At 40.4% G+C, this 17,999-nt stretch carries 18 protein-coding genes; 13 read left to right on the top strand and 5 right to left on the bottom strand.

All coding sequences use genetic code 11. The features are described from left to right. The first annotated feature begins 239 nt into the window (after positions 1-239). The 4 genes from ACE01U_RS16040 to ACE01U_RS16025 are packed head-to-tail and all read left to right on the top strand — an operon-like array spanning position 240 to position 7,157. Complete coding sequence (locus ACE01U_RS16040) at positions 240-3,572, top strand: type VI secretion system Vgr family protein (protein ID WP_395579933.1); 3,333 nt, start codon at positions 240-242, stop codon at positions 3,570-3,572. After that, a complete protein-coding gene (locus ACE01U_RS16035) occupies positions 3,572-4,135 on the top strand; it encodes a hypothetical protein (RefSeq protein WP_395579932.1) in 564 nt (187 codons plus the stop codon). The genes ACE01U_RS16040 and ACE01U_RS16035 overlap by 1 nt, the downstream gene beginning before the upstream one ends. Then, positions 4,132-6,486 carry a hypothetical protein gene (locus ACE01U_RS16030; RefSeq protein ID WP_395579931.1) on the top strand — a complete coding sequence of 785 codons (2,355 nt, stop codon included), beginning with the start codon at positions 4,132-4,134 and terminating at the stop codon, positions 6,484-6,486. The genes ACE01U_RS16035 and ACE01U_RS16030 overlap by 4 nt, the downstream gene beginning before the upstream one ends. A 2-nt stretch (positions 6,487-6,488) precedes the next feature. After that, complete coding sequence (locus tag ACE01U_RS16025; RefSeq protein WP_395579930.1) at positions 6,489-7,157, top strand: hypothetical protein; 669 nt, start codon at positions 6,489-6,491, stop codon at positions 7,155-7,157. A 96-nt stretch (positions 7,158-7,253) separates the two neighbouring features. Here the strand turns inward: ACE01U_RS16025 and ACE01U_RS16020 are convergent, their stop codons facing one another. Beyond that, a complete protein-coding gene (locus tag ACE01U_RS16020) occupies positions 7,254-8,174 on the bottom strand; it encodes a Dyp-type peroxidase (protein WP_395579929.1) in 921 nt (306 codons plus the stop codon). 162 nt (positions 8,175-8,336) lie between these two features. Between ACE01U_RS16020 and ACE01U_RS16015 the strand changes: the two genes are divergently transcribed. Then, positions 8,337-8,957: a LysE family transporter gene (locus ACE01U_RS16015; protein WP_086210819.1), complete on the top strand. Its 621-nt coding sequence runs from the start codon at positions 8,337-8,339 to the stop codon at positions 8,955-8,957. Here the strand turns inward: ACE01U_RS16015 and ACE01U_RS16010 are convergent. The 4 genes from ACE01U_RS16010 to ACE01U_RS15995 are packed head-to-tail and all read right to left on the bottom strand — an operon-like array spanning position 8,938 to position 11,505. Further along, complete coding sequence (locus ACE01U_RS16010) at positions 8,938-9,435, bottom strand: 2-thiouracil desulfurase family protein (protein WP_395579928.1); 498 nt, start codon at positions 9,433-9,435, stop codon at positions 8,938-8,940. The genes ACE01U_RS16015 and ACE01U_RS16010 overlap by 20 nt on opposite strands. 4 nt (positions 9,436-9,439) lie before the next feature. Then, positions 9,440-10,240: a zinc ABC transporter permease subunit ZnuB gene (gene znuB, locus ACE01U_RS16005; protein ID WP_395579927.1), complete on the bottom strand. Its 801-nt coding sequence runs from the start codon at positions 10,238-10,240 to the stop codon at positions 9,440-9,442. 3 nt (positions 10,241-10,243) lie between these two features. After that, positions 10,244-11,026 carry a zinc ABC transporter ATP-binding protein ZnuC gene (znuC, locus tag ACE01U_RS16000; protein WP_086210816.1) on the bottom strand — a complete coding sequence of 261 codons (783 nt, stop codon included), beginning with the start codon at positions 11,024-11,026 and terminating at the stop codon, positions 10,244-10,246. Further along, positions 11,011-11,505 (bottom strand): transcriptional repressor, encoded by a 495-nt coding sequence (locus ACE01U_RS15995; protein ID WP_086210815.1) that lies wholly within the window; start codon positions 11,503-11,505, stop codon positions 11,011-11,013. The genes znuC and ACE01U_RS15995 overlap by 16 nt, the downstream gene beginning before the upstream one ends. A 141-nt stretch (positions 11,506-11,646) precedes the next feature. Between ACE01U_RS15995 and ACE01U_RS15990 the strand changes: the two genes are divergently transcribed. From ACE01U_RS15990 to atpG, 8 genes are all read left to right on the top strand, one after another. After that, the gene (locus ACE01U_RS15990) at positions 11,647-12,486 is read left to right on the top strand and encodes a metal ABC transporter solute-binding protein, Zn/Mn family (RefSeq protein WP_086210814.1); all 840 of its coding nucleotides are present in this window, start codon (positions 11,647-11,649) and stop codon (positions 12,484-12,486) included. A 171-nt stretch (positions 12,487-12,657) separates the two neighbouring features. Further along, complete coding sequence (locus tag ACE01U_RS15985; protein WP_086210813.1) at positions 12,658-13,056, top strand: ATP synthase subunit I; 399 nt, start codon at positions 12,658-12,660, stop codon at positions 13,054-13,056. Positions 13,057-13,163: 107 nt separating this feature from the next. Beyond that, on the top strand, positions 13,164-14,039 hold the full coding sequence (atpB, locus tag ACE01U_RS15980; RefSeq protein WP_086210812.1) for a F0F1 ATP synthase subunit A: 876 nt from the start codon (positions 13,164-13,166) through the stop codon (positions 14,037-14,039). 84 nt (positions 14,040-14,123) lie between these two features. Beyond that, positions 14,124-14,369 carry a F0F1 ATP synthase subunit C gene (gene atpE, locus ACE01U_RS15975; RefSeq protein ID WP_000424060.1) on the top strand — a complete coding sequence of 82 codons (246 nt, stop codon included), beginning with the start codon at positions 14,124-14,126 and terminating at the stop codon, positions 14,367-14,369. Positions 14,370-14,407: 38 nt separating this feature from the next. Then, positions 14,408-14,878: a F0F1 ATP synthase subunit B gene (locus ACE01U_RS15970; RefSeq protein WP_110975790.1), complete on the top strand. Its 471-nt coding sequence runs from the start codon at positions 14,408-14,410 to the stop codon at positions 14,876-14,878. A 12-nt stretch (positions 14,879-14,890) separates the two neighbouring features. Next, complete coding sequence (locus ACE01U_RS15965; RefSeq protein ID WP_395579926.1) at positions 14,891-15,427, top strand: F0F1 ATP synthase subunit delta; 537 nt, start codon at positions 14,891-14,893, stop codon at positions 15,425-15,427. Positions 15,428-15,471: 44 nt separating this feature from the next. Then, entirely contained in the window at positions 15,472-17,016 is a 1,545-nt protein-coding gene (atpA, locus tag ACE01U_RS15960) for a F0F1 ATP synthase subunit alpha (protein WP_004684423.1), read from the top strand. A gap of 88 nt (positions 17,017-17,104) precedes the next feature. Next, positions 17,105-17,974, top strand: coding sequence for a F0F1 ATP synthase subunit gamma (atpG, locus tag ACE01U_RS15955; protein WP_004984038.1), 870 nt, complete (start codon positions 17,105-17,107; stop codon positions 17,972-17,974). Positions 17,975-17,999: the final 25 nt, after the last annotated feature.

Here is a 17,999-nt window from a genome sequence, read left to right as displayed (position 1 = left end):
GAATTTATTTGAAAGGAAGCTCTTAAAGGCACTATTTCTTCCTGATAAGAAGTGGAATAAGCAAGAAGAACCTCAACTGAGGTTCTTCTTGTGATATTTGTGGGACAGCAGTGGCAGAATGCTCCTTTTTTTATTATCTCAGGAATACGTATTGATTAACATTATTTTACTAGATTAAAAATTAGACATTTTGTACACTCCGCGCACAAATATAAAAACCAATAACTTAAATAATGATCATGTTCAATTCTATTTATAAGATGCTGGAATCCTTTGGATTTGGCTCGCAAAAACGTGCTTTGCATATTCATTTTTCCAATCTGGCCTTGAATACACAGGTGTTTATTCAGCGCATTGAGGGCGAGCACCGTATCAATCAAGGCCTAAAAGCTGAAATTCTATGTCTATCGACCAACGCTTATCTGCCTTTGAAACAGTTCATTGGTGGGCGTGTCGCCGTAGATCAGGTTACGGATGTTGGGCAGCTCTCGCGTCTCACTGGCGTAATTACGGGTGCTAGTCAAGGCCAAAGTGATGGTGCACTAACTGTTTATAAACTGACGATTGAAGATGCAACCTCACTGTGGCATAAGCGCAGAAACAGTCGCGTGTTTATGAATAAAAGTGTTCGTGAAATTACTGAAACTCTGTTTAGTGAATGGCAAAACAATAGTGCCTTATTCGCAGCCAGTTTAAGCTTGAATTTAGAGGGTCTGAGCTGCGATTATGATATACGTCCCTTTGTCATGCAGTCTAATGAAACCGATGCTGAGTTTCTTACGCGCCTATGGCGGAGTGAAGGTATCAATTGGTTGATTGATGAACAAGCTCCGATGGTGTTCAGTTCGTCCGAGCCGATTCAGGCACAGCAACTTCGTTTGATTGATGACAATCAAGTGTTTACAGCACTGTGTCGTCGGACGATTCGTTTCCACCGCAGCCATGCCACCGAGCCATTTGATAGCATTACCAGTTTTATTGCAGAGCGGCATTTACAACCAACAAGGGTACAAACGCAGCGTTGGCATGCGCAACATTTGGTTCAAGATCAAAGTCATACTGCACTCAGTACACACCAGCATAGTGATCAACAGGACAATGAAAGTTTAAGCTTAGAACAAGTTTGGTGTGTTAGTCCAGCATGGACGGGTGATCTGCAGGGAGGAGATCAGACGACAGTTGCAAATAGCAACCAACTAGAACGACTGAATCAACAACTGAGCCATTCTTACGAGCTTCAGGCCAAATATTTCACCGCAAAAAGTAGCGTTCGCGATGCGCAAGTGGGCTATTGGTTTGAAATGGTGGGGCATCCTGAAATAGACCAACATGTATCCACAGAGCGTGAATTTCTCATTTTAGGGAAAACTTTTTATAACCAAAATAATTTACCCAAAGAGTTGCTACAGCAAATCAATCTGTTATTAAAAGGAAGTCGCTGGCAAGGTCTGAGTGAAGAACGACAAGCCAATGAACTCTTTGTCGTACGCCGTGAGGTTAAAATTGTTCCTGAATATCAAGCATGGATACACCGTCCAGCAGCCTACCCTTTACGGGCTAAAGTCGTCGGGCCCGAAGGGGAAGAAATTTATGTGGATGCATGGGGACGGATTAAAGTTCGCTTTATGTTTACCCGTAGTGATGACCATGCCCATGATGGTGGTGCGGGGGCAAATGACAATGATACGGACTCGGCTTGGGTCGATGTATTGACCCCATGGGCGGGTGAGGGATATGGCGCACGTTTTCATCCGCGTGTCGGAGAAATTGTGGTTATTGACTTCTTTGAGGGGGACGTTGATCGACCCTTTGTCGTAGGGCGTATTCATGAAGCCGAGCGCCACCAAACTATGTTTGATGTGAAAGGGACATTGCCTGCGACGAAAAAGCTCAGCGGAATCCGTTCACAAGAGGTTGCAGGACAAGGCTTTAACCAACTGCGTTTTGATGATACGACAGGGCAAATTAGTGTGCAGTTACACAGTAGTCATGGAGCGAGTCAGCTCAACCTTGGTAACCTCAGTCATCCAAAAGAAACTGAAAACAGTGATGGGCGTGGTGAGGGGTTTGAGCTAAGAACGGATCAATGGGGAGCCATGCGTGCAGGTAAGGGTCTCTTGATTAGTACCTATGCTCAGGATCAAGCGGTCGCAGATCATTTGGCTGCGTCAGAAGCCCAGTCCATCTTGCAGCAAGGTCATGACAGTATGCACATGTTGAGTACTTTGGCTGTCAAACAACAGACTGATGCACTGAATGTCGTCAATCGTCTGCCTAAGTTGATTCAATCTTTAGAGTTAAAAGGAGCCAATCAAGCACTCCAAGCAACTGTTGGTTTATTTAAAACGGCAGTTAGTCAAGATCCGATTTCGGCACTAAAAAGCTGTGGTGGCTTCATTGAGGATATTCAAAAAATTGGTCAAGACACAGACAATCTGATCAATGAATTTAAAGACTTCTTTCAAGACGCGAATAACTCAATTGAAAACTTAAAAGTCTTTATTGATAATCTCGAAGAACACGGCTCAGATGCTTTGAAAAGTCAGTTGCAAAGTGTCAAAGAAAAATTGAATGCGGATCCCTTCTCCGCTTTAAAAGATATCGGCAAAGTGATTGCTAATGTCGAGATGAATGACTTTGACCTGACCAGTGTCTGTGGAACCTTCAATAAAGGCAGTAAATTGGATGTTAATCCCATGCAGGCATTGGGTTCAATGCAAGGTTTTATGGAAGGTTATACCCAAGGACTAGAGAACGCTCAGGATGACCAGCAACAAGCTCAAGCGAAGATCTTTCGTCAGGCTTTAATGCTGTTGGCTTCCCCCAATGGTATCGCCTTAACGACGCCTGAAGATATTGTTTTACAGGCTTCTCAAGACATCGCTGAAAGCGCACAGGGCTCCATTAACTTAAGTGCTCAGAAGAATATTATTGCGCATGCACAGGATAAAGTGAGCTTATTTGCTGCGCAAAAAGGGCTAAAGGCATTTGCTGCAAAAGGAAAAGTTGAATTACAGGCGCAAGATGATGCGATAGAGGCGATTGCGCGTAAGGTGATTAAGCTAATTTCAACTGAAGATAAAATAGAAATAACCAGTCCGAAAGAAATTGTGCTCACTGCTGGTGGTTCGCAGCTCAAAATCAACGGCGATGGGATTTTTACAACAACAGGTGGAAAGTTTGAAAGTAAGGCGGGGCAGCATAGTTTTGTGGGTGGGGCCACAGTAAATGCTGAATTACCTAAAATGCCTGAGAGTGGAATGTATAGTATGAGATTTGATCTGAGCCAAATTTTTGATCCGAATATATTGAAAAATATGAAATATAAATTAATAAATCATTCTAAAAAAATTGAAGCTGAATATGAGTTTGAGCAGCAAAGCAGTGCACGTATTTATAGTGATGCTGTTGATAATGTAGAGCTTACATTAGTGCCAGGTGCATATTTGACAGAAATTAAAGACTCAATTCTTGAACAAGAGACAGAGTCTTTGGATGAAGATGAAGTTGCAGGATGCTGTTGTGGAGAGGAGCATGAACATATACGTAATAATGCAAGGGAGGTTGAATAATGCTTAATAAAAAAAATATTGCTTGTTTAATTTTTGTTTTTTTATCACTAAAAATTTATGCAGAAGATGATTTTAATGTTATTGCGCAATGTACTGATGAATATGAAAAAAGTTGTGATTTAGTATTGATAAATGGTAGTGAAAAAAATATTTTCTTACGTAATATAAAATCACCAAATATTGAAGAAATTGGTAAAGATGTTTTCCATGTGGTGAGTTCATGTGGTTCACCTTGTGTAGGGAATTATTTTATTGGTAAGCATGCAAAATATTATACTGGGGAGTTGATTAAGGTTGATTTTAAATCAAAATGCATTATAGAGAGTGATAGTGCTGAAAAGAAAATATATGCAAAAAAAATATTTTCTAATACTAGAAAAACTTTAATAAATTTAAATGAAAAAAAATTTGATATTCTTCCATCAAAATTTAATTATTATAGTGATTTTAATGAGATGTCGTATTTTGATAAATTTGGTAATCTAAATTTGATTGCAAATGATTTTGGTAAAATTTTATTTAAAAAGAAAATAAAAAATCCATGTGGAAATTATGAAAAATGAGCTATTCAGAAGAATTTATTAAATATGTTGGAACTGTAGCAGGTGAAGCAGGAGGATGTAGTGTAAATACCTGGAAAGCTGTTGCCCATTGTATAAAGAATAGAATAGGTTTTGCAGAGTGGGTTAATGCGAGAGATGTTAGTGATATTTTAAAAAAGAATTTTGATGCAATTACCGATAAAAATGGACCTTTTAAAAAAGCAGTGACAGAAATGCGTTTAGGAAATATATCGGATCATACACAAGATATTATTGATGCGATATCTCCAATTTATCAAGGATTAGAAGAGGATATAACAAACGGAGTTGTATTATATTTTAGTCCTAAAGCTCAAGCCGCTTTACATAGTAAAAACCCTAGTAAATATACTTCTTTGATCCCAGATTTTGCTAAAAGCTCTTTAACTGAAGAAGTGAAAATAAAAGGAACAGAAAATGATGATATGCAATGGTACAAATATAAAGGTACATCTCGTTTCTATGTTCAATTTGTGGATAGGAGTGCTAATGTCCTTGTTAAATCTAAAGTAAGTATTGGGTATAAAAAAACGAAAGAAGTTCCAGCACTTAGTAACTTAGTAACCAATAATCAGGGTAAAATCAGATCATTTTTAGTAAAAGATGGTTGGGGGGCAAGATTTACTATTGATGGTGTCCAACTTCTTGATAAGAATAAAAAAGAAATAATGCTAATTGCAGATGGAAAAAATCATTCATCAGTGTTAGTGGTTGAAAATGGCAGTAGTGGAATAAAATCTCAAACAGATATCCATATCCAACAACCGACGTCTTCACAGAAGAGAGAGCCTGCGAAAGAGGATGACAAAGCGAGCATTGAGCAAAAATCGAAAGTAGGTGAAAATGATGTTCAGCAAAAAAATATTAATTTCAGTATTAAAATTATAGACAATGAAAATAAGGCGATTCCAAATTTTTCTTACTTTTTAAAATATAAAAATATTGAAAAGAAACACCGTGCAGGTACTGATGGTATTGAAAATAGTTTAATAGGATTAAGTGGTGAGGAAATTTTAGTTTTAATTAGTGGACGAGACACAAAGCAAGAGATTAATCGTTTTACAGTACAAGATGGTATGGGGGTAAAAACTGTAAAACTTAATTTACATACTTTTGATATACTTTTTAGGCATGGAAGCACTAGAAAACCTATAACAAATTTAAATTTAATTCAAAAATATAGAAATAATTCAAAGCCAAAAAAAACCAATAGTAGTGGAAGAATAACGGTTAGTGCGATGCCAGGATTTGAACTTAATTATAAATTGAGAGATGAACGGAATCTACTTACAATCAAAGTTGATAAAAATAAAGCACTTCGTATTATAGATGTTGATTCTTCCGCAATAGAACAAGCATCAAAAAATATCAAAGTGGGTAGCAAAGTTTATAAAATGCAACAATCGACGGCTATCCCTTCCGAATCAAAACGTAAGCAACCAATTCAAAAGCCTGTTGAATCTCAGGATTCTACTCCGAAGAGAGATGAAAAAGTAAAAACTAGCACTGAAGGACATCCTAAAACAATTGTTACAGATAATAGTGATATAGAATTTAAAGTCTTAACTTATGACAAAGTATCTCATCAATTGGCTAGTGATTGTGAATATGTACTTGAGTATAAAGGAAATAAAAAATCTCATATAAGTGGAGTTAGTGGTGTAGGGACAAAAAATCATAAGGGACAATCTGGGCAAACAATTAAAATTTTTGAAAATAACAACTTATTGACTCAGATCGTATTGCAAAAAGATATGCAACCTATATCTATTAATGTTACTAAACCAGATTTATCACAACTAAGAGTTAGTGGTGTCGATTGGTGTGGTTTATTTCTACAAAGTAGTAGTTTAAATGACTTGGCTGAGCCTTTTAAAACGAATGCAACAAAATTTATTAATGGTATGAAAAATGCCGGTATTAATGTTGTAATTAACACGACTTGGCGCCCAGATAAAAGAAGTTATTTAATGTACTATTCTACAGCAATAGCAAGAGGGAAAATAGCTGTAGATAAAGTGCCTCCTTTCCCGGGAGTAAGTATTGATTGGACACATAAAGGAAATAAAGCTGAAGCAGTAAAAGCTGCCAAAGCAATGCATCAAAAATATGGCATTGGGGATAACCCAGTGGGTAAACCAGGATCCTCAAACCATAATAGAAAAATGGCTGTAGATATGAGAATATCTAATTATATTGGAAAAGTTGTAACTATTAATGGTGAAAGCACAAAGATTACCAGTTGGTCTACATTAACGCAATTAGGAAAAAAACATAGTGTAATTTGGTATGGTAGTAAAGATGCACCTCATTGGTCACACACAGGTAGGTAAAAGTGATTTATAAAACATTGATTGTTATGTGCTTATTAATCTTAAGTGCTTGCGACACTAAATATTTAGGTGAGACTGCTCATGCTAAATCGATTGAACAACAGAAAATAGAGAAGCCACAATCAGATTTATTAGCTGGTAAAATTTTGCAGAGCAGTAAAGGCGTAAAGAAAGCCTTAGATAATAAAATTTATGTATTATTAAACTCTAAAGAAGGATGTATTGTAAGTGAAAAACCAATTAATAATGATGTTGTTGTTATATATAAGGAAGATGAAAAGTTTAAATATGATGTGGTGAAACCAGTATCTAAAAAAGATGATACTGATTGTGTTTCGAACTTGACTTTTGTAACTGATGAGCCTAATTATTTTTATAATATTGATAAGAAAACTAAAACGCCTCTTCGAGGTTATGGTTTTGAGTTAAGTAAAAACCAAATTATGTATAGTAATGGAAAGATTAGAGGGGTGGATCTAATTGGAAATGGTATTCCAAATATTATAACTGAATGTTTTTCACATGAAGGTTCTCATTTTAATATCTGGGGAGGTCATAATAGTGAAGAAAAACTATTGCACCGTTATACTTTCTTAGACATGGATATACAGCCATCATGTACTGAAAATGATAAAATAGTTAGCTCAGGCTTGTTAGATTTGAAAAAATAAGGATAAAAAGAAAGGTAGTTATATACCTTTCTTTTTAATATTTCTTAGTAACGAAAATTTAAGTTTTACTGGTAAAATATAAAGATGTGGATTTTATTACTCCTCCAACACTTCTTCCAGTAACTCCTCACTCGGCGCAAAATAATAAGCACCGTCAACAGGAGTCACAAAATGAAGCATACGGTCATGAATTCCATCACCACTGGTGCCAAACATTCGCAGTAACATCGCATCAATAATGCTTAAATCTTTCGTATAGGCAATAAAAAATAAACCTTGCTCACCTTTACCATCGCCATAAGGAAGAGAGTGACGTAGGATTTCCATTTCCTCGCCCTCATCATCTTCAACCACGACACGTGCAACGTGAGAATTTTCAGGTTTAACGTCATCATCTAGTTCAATACTTTCAAGTTTTGTTCGGCCAAATACTTGCTCTTGAGCATCAACTTTTAATTTTTTCCACTTTTCCAAATCATGGCAATAGCGCTGTGCAAAGATAAAAGTGCCATCTGCGAATACTCCGGAGTTTTCACCTAATAATGCTGTTTCAGCACGATCATCGGGGAACTGCGGGTTTTCAGTACCATCAATAAACCCAGTCAAATCTCGACCATCAAAATTGCGGAAACAGACTCGTTCATCTAAAACATCCACTTTATCTTGGATGCCTTCAAAGAACGATTGGCTAAGGGCAAAACAAATATCGGTACGCTGAGCCGCAATATGAATTAAAACATCCGCAGGTGCGACAGGCATATTAAAAGAACCATAAATGGGCTCTAGCTGTTTAAACCCTGCAGGCGCTGTAGGATGAAGTTGTGCCCAAAGTTCAGGGCCAAAAGCAACAGCTGTTTTAATTTGAGCATGTGGATGTTGAGTAATAAGACGATCACGGGTTGAAAATAAATCTTCTAATTTTTCTTTAAGTTCTTCAATACTTAAATCTTTTAAACGTAAAACAATAAAACGGGCATGATCTGAAGGTAATGGTAGAATTACAGATTGGGCGGTCATTCATGGCTCCTAAAAAAATTGTTATTTCTATTGGCTACACTTATTGTGCCTTATGCTGTTTCAGCTTCATAGCCTTTAAGTGAAAAATTCATTGATGAATTATGGGCCCTGAAAGCATGAAAGATCATATAATTGAACAGTCATTTTCTCTCAATATCTTTTATGTCATTTCAAATTTGGCTTGGTTTCGTACTTGCATGTTGGATCATTAGTATCTCCCCTGGGGCAGGGGCCATTGCGTCAATGTCGAGTGGCGTCAACTACGGTTTTCGGCATGGCTACTGGAATGCACTGGGCCTACAACTCGCCTTATTGGTGCAAATCGGTATTGTTGCGGCTGGGGTGGGGGTGCTTTTTGCCACAACGCCTTGGGCATTTTGGGCTGTGAAATGGTTTGGTGTGGCTTATTTATTGTATTTGGCTTATTTACAATGGACGGCACCCATCCAGTCGATTGACATTCAACAAGAACAATCGACTAAATCACGTTCCAAATTGGTGATGTATGGCTTTCTGGTCAATATGAGCAATCCGAAAGCAATCGTATTTTTATTGGCTGTTCTACCGCAATTTTTGGATTTGTCTAAACCGCAGTGGTCTCAATATGCGGTGATGGCTGTCACGATGGTCACGATTGATTTGATTGTGATGGCGGGATATACAGGGCTGGCAGCAAAAGTTTTAAAACTCTTAAAATCCCCGCGACAGCAAAAATATCTCAATCGTACTTTTGCCGTGTTGTTCAGTTGTGCGGCGGGATTGCTTAGTTTAGTTCATCAGTAAATTTAGTCTGCGTCAGTTCTGCTAAAAACTGTTGTTCAGTAACCACATGTATACCGTGCTGACGAAATAGGGCGGCAGTGACTCCTTCACCCGCAATTTTTTGCCCTGTAAATGAACCATCATAAATGCCATTGCTACCACAGGATGGGCTATTGGCTTTGAGCACGGCATGGGTAACATGGTTGGCTTGTGCCAATGCTAAAGCTTGGTAGGCACCTTGAATAAAGGCATCGCTAAGCGGATAGCCATCTTCGGAAAAAACTTGTGCCTGACCGAATAAAACATCAGCACCTGACCCATGGCGAATTTCTGCTGCGGGACGTGGGGTGGGAAGTCCTGCACTGACTTCAGGACATAAGCTGACATAATTTTTATCGAGCAAGGCTTGAACCAACTTAGCGACTAGGCAGTCTTTGCCGTCATAACGGACTTTTTGTCCGAGTAGACATGCGCTGATAAAATAACGTTTATGGCTCATTTATTTAAGTCAGTTTTTTAAACTTCTGCGCGATAAAAATCAGCGCAAACAGAATCGACATGGTTAAGACGATGCTAAGCCCTGTGGAAGTGTTTAGCCCTGCACTGGACCATAAACCAACCGTTACTCCAATTTGCGCAATCACAAAGGCCCAAATCACCATTTGTTTTGGAGAGTGGGCAAGCAGTCGAGCGGTGAGTGCTGGAATGACAAGCAACGCACCCATCAGTAAAGAACCCACTGCACGAAGCGCTAAAATGGTAAATAGAGCCAGTAGCAACATAAAAATCAAACGTTGCCATTTCGCACTAACACCTTCACTGACAGCCATATCAGGATCAATAGCGATTTGAATTTGAGCCTGCCAACTCTTATAAAACACTGCCAAAGCAACAACAATAACGCTTGCAAAAACAGGGAGGTCTGCCCATGTAATCGTGAGCAAATCACCAAACAAATAGCTGAGCAACTCAGGTCTTAAACTTGGAATGTGTTGAATAAACATTAGGCCTGAGCAGAGCAAGGTCGCAGAACAGAGTGCGAGTAAGGCGTCATTCGGTAAACGTGGATCATGCAACACCCAAAGAATCGCCACCAACAGCACCGCAATAAAAGCTACACCCATCCACAGGGGTAACGCCATTGCTCCTGCAATTGCGACACCCAATAGTGTGCCATGTGCCATGGTGTCGGCAAAGAACGACATACGACGCCATAGCATCAAACAGCCCAGTGGAGCTGTGAGGAAGACTAATAAGGTTCCCATAATCCATGCAGGCAATAGTATTTGTAACCATTCCATCATGATTTAAGCTTCCGGTTCAGGGTGAATGTGGGGGCGAGTGTCATGCTGACAAGGCGTTGCACTATCACCATGTGCACAGTGATCATGATGATGCTGATAGAACACGCGGTTGGTGCCAAATATTGCTTGGTATTCGGGGTGCTGTTGCACATTTTCAGGTAAACCGCTACAGCAGATGTGTTTATTGAGACACACCACACGATGTGTCCCTTGCATCACCCACTGCAAGTCATGGGAAACCATAAGCACAGCACAACCGTATTTGACGGGCAGACTGCGTACATAATCATATAATTCAGCTTCAGACTGGATATCTAAGCCTTGCATGGGTTCATCGAGAACTAAAATATCGGGTTGGCGTAACAGTGCGCGTGCCAGCAAAACCCGTTGTCGTTCCCCACCTGAAAGCTGCTGTACTTTGGAATTTTCAAGTTTGCTGATCCCCGTATCGTGGATAATTTCTTGTTTGATTGTGGGATCACATTTTTCCAAAGCTAAGAGGTCTTTCACCCTAAGTGGTAGGCTATGTGAAGGATTAAATTTTTGTGGAACATAGGAAAACTTCAGGGACTTTGTCGTTTTAATTTCACCAGCATTAGGGCGCACAATGCCCAATAGTACTTTAATGAGCGTGGATTTCCCCGCCCCATTGGGTCCGATCAAGGTCACAATTTCTTGCTCATGCAAAGAAAAATCGACATGTTTTAGAATGTCGCGTTCATCAATGCGAACACTAATCTGGGAGAGCTCGACCAGAACGGGATCCGAGTTTATTTGTTGCGGCACTGCTGACAAATTCCTGAAATTTCAATAATACTATGCTGCGCGGTGAAACCATCTGCTGCTGAAAGGGCGTCGAGTTGTTGTAATAACCCTTGGGCAGAGGCTTCCGTCACTGACTTGCAATCGGTACAAATAAGAAAGGCCGCTTGATGTCCCTCGCGTGGATGACAGCATGGAATATAGGCATTAATTGAGGTTAAACGGTGAATCAGGCCTTTTTCTAATAGAAAGTCTAAAGTGCGATACACTGTTGGCGGGGCAGCAGGACGGTCAGCATTACTTTTAATTTTAGCCAGCAAGTCATACGCCCCCATTGGGCCTGTTGCATTGAGGATCAGTGCCAACACTTCTTTTCTTAGCGGGGTTAAGCGTGCCCCTGTTGTTGTGCACAAGACTTCCGCTTCCGCCAAACGCGTCTCAACGTTGTGATGACCATGCACATCATGTAAAGCATGGTGGTGTTCGTGAGAACAAGCGCTCATAGCAAACCTCAAGTGCAAAATCTATAAAAGAAAAACGACATTAAATCTTAGCATGAAGCGAAGAGAGTTTCGATTGGGCATAGGTATTTTTGTTGATTTGTTATATTATAACACTAATTATCTTTCTAGTGATTGCTCCCCATGTCCCGTTTTTTGGCTTTTTGTGCGTTTGCGCTGTTTAGTAGTGTTGCTTGGACGCAAGACTTGGTTGTCTCTACGCAGCCCATTTACTTGATCGCACAGGAAGTGACGAAAGGCATTGAGAAACCAACCTTATTATTGGCAAATCAATCTGGACATGATGTCAGTCTGACCCCAATGCATCGCAAAATTATTCAAGATGCAGATCTGGTGATTTGGTTGGGTAAAGAACATGAGGCACCTTTAGATAAGCTGTTGTCACAGAATGAAAAAGCCATTTCTATCTTACACTCGGGCATTATTCATGCATTACCTCAGCGAAATACCCGTGGCATAGCACTCAAAGATACTGTTGATACTCATGTCTGGCTAGATCCCAATAATGCAGTTCGCATAGCTTTCTTTATTGCAAGTCTTCGCTCGCAGCAAATGCCTGAATATAAAGACCGTTATTGGAATAATGCTAAAGTCTTTGCGCAGAGCATGTTGCAAACCTCCAATATATATAGTCAAAGTACCCAAGCTCGCCCATATTGGTCTTTTCATGATGCTTATCAATACCTCGAGCGTCCTTTAAACTTGCGTTTTGCAGGTGCGCTAACCGATGATCCACATGTTGCACCTACTGTTGCGCAAATCAAATACTTAAATGACAACCGTCCTTATTCTAAGATGTGCCTTTTGGCTGAAGTGCATGCCAGTCAAGCACAATATCAAAAGTTGAACCCATTGGTTTTCCAAGCGGTCGATGAAAGTATGACTGGGGCAGGGGATTTTGTCAGTGCGTGGAAGCAATTAGCTGATCATGTGCATAAATGTGTGCTAAATACCCGAAAGTGACGCAAAAATTAAACAATAATTGATTAGTTTAAAAGCAATTTAAACATAGAAAAAAACTCGACTTAGGTCGGGAAAAGATTGCATGTTCAGGGGTGTAACCCTATAATGCCTGCGATTAAAAATAATCATCAGCTAAACTTGTCAAGCATGATTGTTGTGAGTGAGTAAAAAATGAGCCGAACTAGTCGCTTGATTGACCGACGATTAGCGAAAGCTTTAGTCCTCTTACAAGCATGTATGATTCCTGTTTCAGCCTTGATCGGTTGGGTCTTGAAAGATTCAACTGCAGCCCTGAGTGCAGCATTAGGTGCACTCGTGTGTTGGCTTGCGACTTGTTATTTTTCATGGCAGTCGTTTCGAGCAGCAGGAGCTCGCGCTTCTAAACAGGTTCTTGCGAACATGTATAAAGGCATGATGGGTAAGTTTGCAATTGTGATTGTTGGTTTCATTTTAATTTTAAGCAATGTCAAACCGTTGTCAGCGGTGGCGTTGTTTTGTGGTTTTATGCTCGTTCAAACCATGACGTGGGTTGCTCCATTTTGGGTGTCGCGTCAACAAAAACGAGTTTAATAAGCACTACAAAAAATTGAAAAGTTTTTTAGGAGAAGAACGAGATGTCAAGCAGCACGCGATGTTCGTTCTCTCTATTTGTATTTGACATTGACCAGGTGTGATTTATGGCTGCTGAAGAACATGCCCTTACTTCGACCGAGTATATCAAGCATCACTTGACGAATATGACCTATGGCAAAATGCCAGATGGTTCATGGAAGTTGGCTGAAACTGCTGATGAAGCTCAACAGATGGGGTTCACTGCTATTCACTTGGATTCAATGGGTTGGTCTATCACGCTTGGTGTGATTTTCTGTTTGTTATTCTGGTGTGTAGCGAAAGCTGCAAACTCTGGTGTTCCAACCAAGTTCCAGTCTGCAATTGAAATGATCATTGAGTTTGTAGACTCAAGTGTTCGCGACACTTTCCATGGCAAATCACGCTTAATTGCTCCACTTGCATTGACTATTTTCGTGTGGATTTTCCTCATGAACGCAATGGACTTAATCCCTGTTGACTGGATTCCATTCATAGCTCAACAAATTGGTGCAAGTGTATTTGGTATGGATCCTCATCACGTTTACTTTAAGGTTGTACCTTCTACAGATCCAAACATTACCTTAGGTATGTCTTTATCTGTATTTGTTCTGATCTTGTTCTACAGTATTCGTGAAAAGGGGATTGGTGGTTTCGTTGGCGAATTGGCACTTAACCCATTTAATCCAAGTAACCCAGTTGCAAAAGCGTTATTAATTCCAGTGAACTTAATTCTTGAATTGGTAACCTTCCTTGCACGTCCAGTTTCATTGGCTCTACGACTTTTCGGTAACATGTATGCAGGTGAGTTAATCTTCATCTTGATCGCATTATTACCGTTCTGGATCCAATGGGCGTTGTCTGTGCCTTGGGCGATCTTCCACATTCTTGTTATTACGCTACAAGCATTTATTTTCATGATGCTGACTATCGTATACTTGAGCATGGCAAGCGAAAAGCATTAATGGTAATGCCCAACTATCACTGGATGGTTGGGCGCATAATTTTTTATTTTAATTTGGTATAAACCTAACCTCTGAGGAATTATCATGGAACTCACTTTAGGTCTAGTTGCAATTGCATCTGCTATCTTGATCGCTTTTGGTGCTTTAGGTACTGCGATTGGTTTTGGTCTTTTAGGCGGTCGCTTCCTTGAAGCTGTTGCTCGTCAACCAGAATTGGCTCCACAACTTCAAACTCGTATGTTCTTAATCGCAGGTCTTCTTGATGCTGTGCCTATGATCGGTGTTGGTATTGGCTTGTTCTTCATCTTTGCTAATCCATTTGTAGGTTAATCAGCTTAATTCCTAAATTAAACTATTGAGGAATAGCAATGAATATCAACCTCACATTGATTGGCCAAGCGATTGCATTTGCGATTTTCGTCGCATTCTGCATGAAATTTGTATGGCCACCACTAATCAATGCGATTAGTGAGCGTCAGCGTAAAATCGCTGATGGCTTAAACGCTGCTGAAAAAGCAAAAGCTGACCTTGCGGATGCGCAGGCTCAAGTGAAAGCTGAATTAGACGCGGCTAAAGCACAAGCGGCTCAATTGATCGAACAAGCGAACCGTCGCGGTGCACAATTGGTAGAAGAAGCTCGTAATCAAGCGTCAGCTGAAGGTGAGCGTATTCGTCAACAAGCAAAAGAAGCTGTTGATACAGAAATCAATTCTGCTCGTGAAGAATTACGTCAACAAGTTGCTGATCTTGCAGTAACAGGTGCTGAGAAAATTCTTAGCCAAAAAGTTGACGCAGAAGCTCACAATGCCATGCTGACTCAGCTGGCTGCTAAACTTTAAGAGAGGCGGATTATGGCTGAACTCTTGACGTTGGCACGCCCTTACGCTAAAGCAGCATTTGCTTACGCTTCTGAGCAAAATGCAACTGACAATTGGTCATCTGCATTGAATTTGCTCAGTGCTGCGGTGCAAGACGAAGCATTTTCAGCTTTCCTAACTCGCCCTGAGCTTACTCCTGCTGAGCAGGTAAGTCTTTTTGCAAAAGTATTAGGCGAAGACCAAACTGCAGCAGTGTCAAACTTTTTGACATTGCTTGCTGAAAACAACCGTTTGGTGCTTCTTCCTGAAATTTCTGCTGAATACGAGCAGCTCAAATCACAGAATAACAATACTGTGGATGTAGTAATTGAATCTGCATTCCCATTGACTTCTGTACAAGAACAATTACTTGCTCATGCTTTAGAGAAAAAATTCGAAGCTGCGGTAAATGTTTCTGTAGAAGTTAAACCAGAGCTTATTGCTGGTGTTGTTATTCGTGCAGGCGACCAAGTGATAGATGATTCTGCGCTTAACAAGCTAGAAAAAATGCGGACTCGTCTTCTTGCTTAATTGCATATGAAGACTGAACTTTAAAAAGATTGAGGTATAGCGCAATGCAACAACTGAATCCATCCGAGATCAGTGCGCTCATTAAACAGCGTATCGGCGATCTGGACACCAGCGCGACCGCTAAAAACGAAGGGACCATTGTTATGGTTTCCGACGGTATTGTGCGTATTCACGGCCTTGCTGATGCAATGTACGGTGAAATGATCGAATTCGACGGCGGCTTATACGGTATGGCACTGAACCTAGAACAGGATTCAGTGGGCGTCGTTGTTTTAGGTAACTACTTAAGCCTTCAAGAAGGTCAAAAAGCGCGTTGCACAGGTCGTGTATTAGAAGTTCCGGTTGGTCCAGAACTTTTAGGCCGTGTAGTAGATGCTTTGGGTAACCCAATTGATGGTAAAGGCCCAATTGATGCAAAATTAACTGATGCTGTTGAAAAAGTAGCACCAGGCGTAATTTGGCGTCAATCAGTGGATCAACCTGTACAAACTGGTTATAAATCAGTAGATACAATGATCCCTGTAGGCCGTGGTCAGCGTGAGTTGATCATTGGTGACCGTCAAACTGGTAAAACAGCGATGGCGATCGATGCGATCATCGCTCAGAAAAATTCTGGCATTAAATGTGTATACGTAGCAATTGGTCAAAAACAATCGACTATCGCAAACGTAGTACGCAAGTTAGAAGAAACTGGCGCTATGGCGTATACCACTGTTGTAGCAGCAGCTGCAGCCGATCCAGCAGCAATGTTGTACTTGGCTCCATACTCTGGCTGTACAATGGGTGAATACTTCCGTGACCGCGGTGAAGATGCACTAATCATTTATGATGATTTGTCTAAGCAAGCTGTTGCTTACCGTCAAATTTCATTGTTATTACGTCGTCCACCAGGTCGTGAAGCGTATCCAGGTGACGTATTCTATCTTCACTCTCGTCTTCTTGAGCGTGCTTCGCGCGTTTCTGCTGACTATGTTGAGAAATTCACGAATGGTGAAGTTAAAGGCCAAACTGGTTCATTAACTGCATTACCAATCATTGAAACTCAAGCGGGTGACGTATCTGCATTCGTACCAACGAACGTAATTTCGATCACTGACGGTCAGATCTTCCTTGAAACATCATTATTCAACGCAGGTATTCGTCCTGCTGTGAACGCGGGTATCTCTGTATCTCGTGTTGGTGGTTCAGCGCAGACTAAGATCATCAAAAAATTGTCTGGTGGTATCCGTACTGCTTTGGCGCAATACCGTGAATTGGCAGCGTTTGCTCAGTTCGCTTCTGACCTTGATGAAGCAACGCGTAAGCAACTTGAACATGGTCAACGTGTAACTGAATTAATGAAGCAAAAACAATATGCTCCATATTCAATTGCTGACCAAGCTGTTTCAATTTATGCATCTAACGAAGGCTACATGGCTGACGTTGAAGTGAAGAAAATCGTAGACTTTGATGCTGCGTTAATCTCTTACTTCCGTTCAGAAAATGCTGCGTTAATGCAAAACATCGATGAAACTGGTGATTACAACAAAGACATCGAAGCTGCAATCAAAGCAGGTATTGAAAGCTTTAAAGCGACTCAAACTTACTAATTTCAACTTCAGTTGGATTTAGTTTTGGTTTGGTTCACGGATCAACCTTCGAGGGCTCGAAAGGGCCTTCGAATACTAGGTTAAGCGTATGGCAAATTTAAAAGAAATTCGCGCCAAAGTAGCTAGTATCAAAAGCACGCAGAAAATTACTCGCGCGATGCAGATGGTAGCAGCTTCTAAGATGCGTCGTGCGCAAGAGCGCATGGCTCAAGGCCGTCCGTATGCCGAAAATATGCACCGTGTAATTGCTCATTTGGTTCAAGCGAACCCTGAATATAAACACCGTTATATGGTTGAACGCCCAGTTAAGCGCGTTGGCTATATCATTGTGTCTTCAGATCGCGGCCTTGCTGGTGGTTTGAACATTAACTTGTTCAAAAAAGTGGTTAAACACGTACAACAGCAACAAGAGCAGTCAATTGAAGTTCAATTTGCTTTGATTGGTCAAAAAGCGGTTTCGTTTTTTAAAAACTACGGCGGTAAAGTGCTGGGTGCTACGACAAATGTCGGTGATACACCAAGCCTTGAACAGTTATCTGGTTCTGTACAGGTGATGTTAGACGCATTTGATAAAGGCGAGTTAGATCGTATTTATCTAGTGTCAAACGGCTTTGTCAATGCCATGACTCAAAATCAAAAAATCGAACAACTTGTTCCTTTAGCAACTGCTGAAGAAAACAAGACCCTTAACCGTCAATACGGTTGGGATTATATCTATGAGCCTGAAGCTGAAGAGCTTTTAAATGGCTTATTGGTTCGTTATATCGAGTCTGTGGTATATCAAGGCGTGATCGAAAACATCGCGTGTGAGCAGTCAGCTCGTATGGTTGCAATGAAAGCTGCAACGGACAACGCAGGTGATTTGATCAAGAGCCTACAACTTATTTATAACAAGCTGCGTCAAGCCGCGATTACTCAGGAAATTTCTGAGATCGTTGGTGGTGCCGCTGCCGTTTAACATTATTTTGAATTGAGGAGACAGC

The sequence above is a fragment of the Acinetobacter halobius genome, from assembly GCF_044130335.1.
Classification (GTDB): domain Bacteria; phylum Pseudomonadota; class Gammaproteobacteria; order Pseudomonadales; family Moraxellaceae; genus Acinetobacter.
The sequence above is the reverse complement of the archived record's forward strand: the minus strand, read 5'-3'. Positions and strand labels throughout refer to the sequence as shown.

Excerpts from the sequence above, each read along its gene's own strand:
- atpG (WP_004984038.1), top strand. The coding sequence starts at position 17,105 with ATGGCAAATTTAAAAGAAATTCGCGCCAAAGTAGCTAGTATCAAAAGC.
- ACE01U_RS16015 (WP_086210819.1), top strand. The coding sequence starts at position 8,337 with ATGTCATTTCAAATTTGGCTTGGTTTCGTACTTGCATGTTGGATCATT.
- atpB (WP_086210812.1), top strand. The coding sequence starts at position 13,164 with ATGGCTGCTGAAGAACATGCCCTTACTTCGACCGAGTATATCAAGCAT.
- ACE01U_RS16035 (WP_395579932.1), top strand. The coding sequence starts at position 3,572 with ATGCTTAATAAAAAAAATATTGCTTGTTTAATTTTTGTTTTTTTATCA.
- ACE01U_RS15995 (WP_086210815.1), bottom strand. The coding sequence starts at position 11,505 with ATGAGCGCTTGTTCTCACGAACACCACCATGCTTTACATGATGTGCAT.
- ACE01U_RS15965 (WP_395579926.1), top strand. The coding sequence starts at position 14,891 with ATGGCTGAACTCTTGACGTTGGCACGCCCTTACGCTAAAGCAGCATTT.
- znuB (WP_395579927.1), bottom strand. The coding sequence starts at position 10,240 with ATGATGGAATGGTTACAAATACTATTGCCTGCATGGATTATGGGAACC.
- ACE01U_RS16040 (WP_395579933.1), top strand. The coding sequence starts at position 240 with ATGTTCAATTCTATTTATAAGATGCTGGAATCCTTTGGATTTGGCTCG.
- ACE01U_RS16020 (WP_395579929.1), bottom strand. The coding sequence starts at position 8,174 with ATGACCGCCCAATCTGTAATTCTACCATTACCTTCAGATCATGCCCGT.
- ACE01U_RS16030 (WP_395579931.1), top strand. The coding sequence starts at position 4,132 with ATGAGCTATTCAGAAGAATTTATTAAATATGTTGGAACTGTAGCAGGT.
- ACE01U_RS16010 (WP_395579928.1), bottom strand. The coding sequence starts at position 9,435 with ATGAGCCATAAACGTTATTTTATCAGCGCATGTCTACTCGGACAAAAA.
- atpA (WP_004684423.1), top strand. The coding sequence starts at position 15,472 with ATGCAACAACTGAATCCATCCGAGATCAGTGCGCTCATTAAACAGCGT.
- atpE (WP_000424060.1), top strand. The coding sequence starts at position 14,124 with ATGGAACTCACTTTAGGTCTAGTTGCAATTGCATCTGCTATCTTGATC.
- ACE01U_RS15985 (WP_086210813.1), top strand. The coding sequence starts at position 12,658 with ATGAGCCGAACTAGTCGCTTGATTGACCGACGATTAGCGAAAGCTTTA.
- ACE01U_RS15990 (WP_086210814.1), top strand. The coding sequence starts at position 11,647 with ATGTCCCGTTTTTTGGCTTTTTGTGCGTTTGCGCTGTTTAGTAGTGTT.
- ACE01U_RS15970 (WP_110975790.1), top strand. The coding sequence starts at position 14,408 with ATGAATATCAACCTCACATTGATTGGCCAAGCGATTGCATTTGCGATT.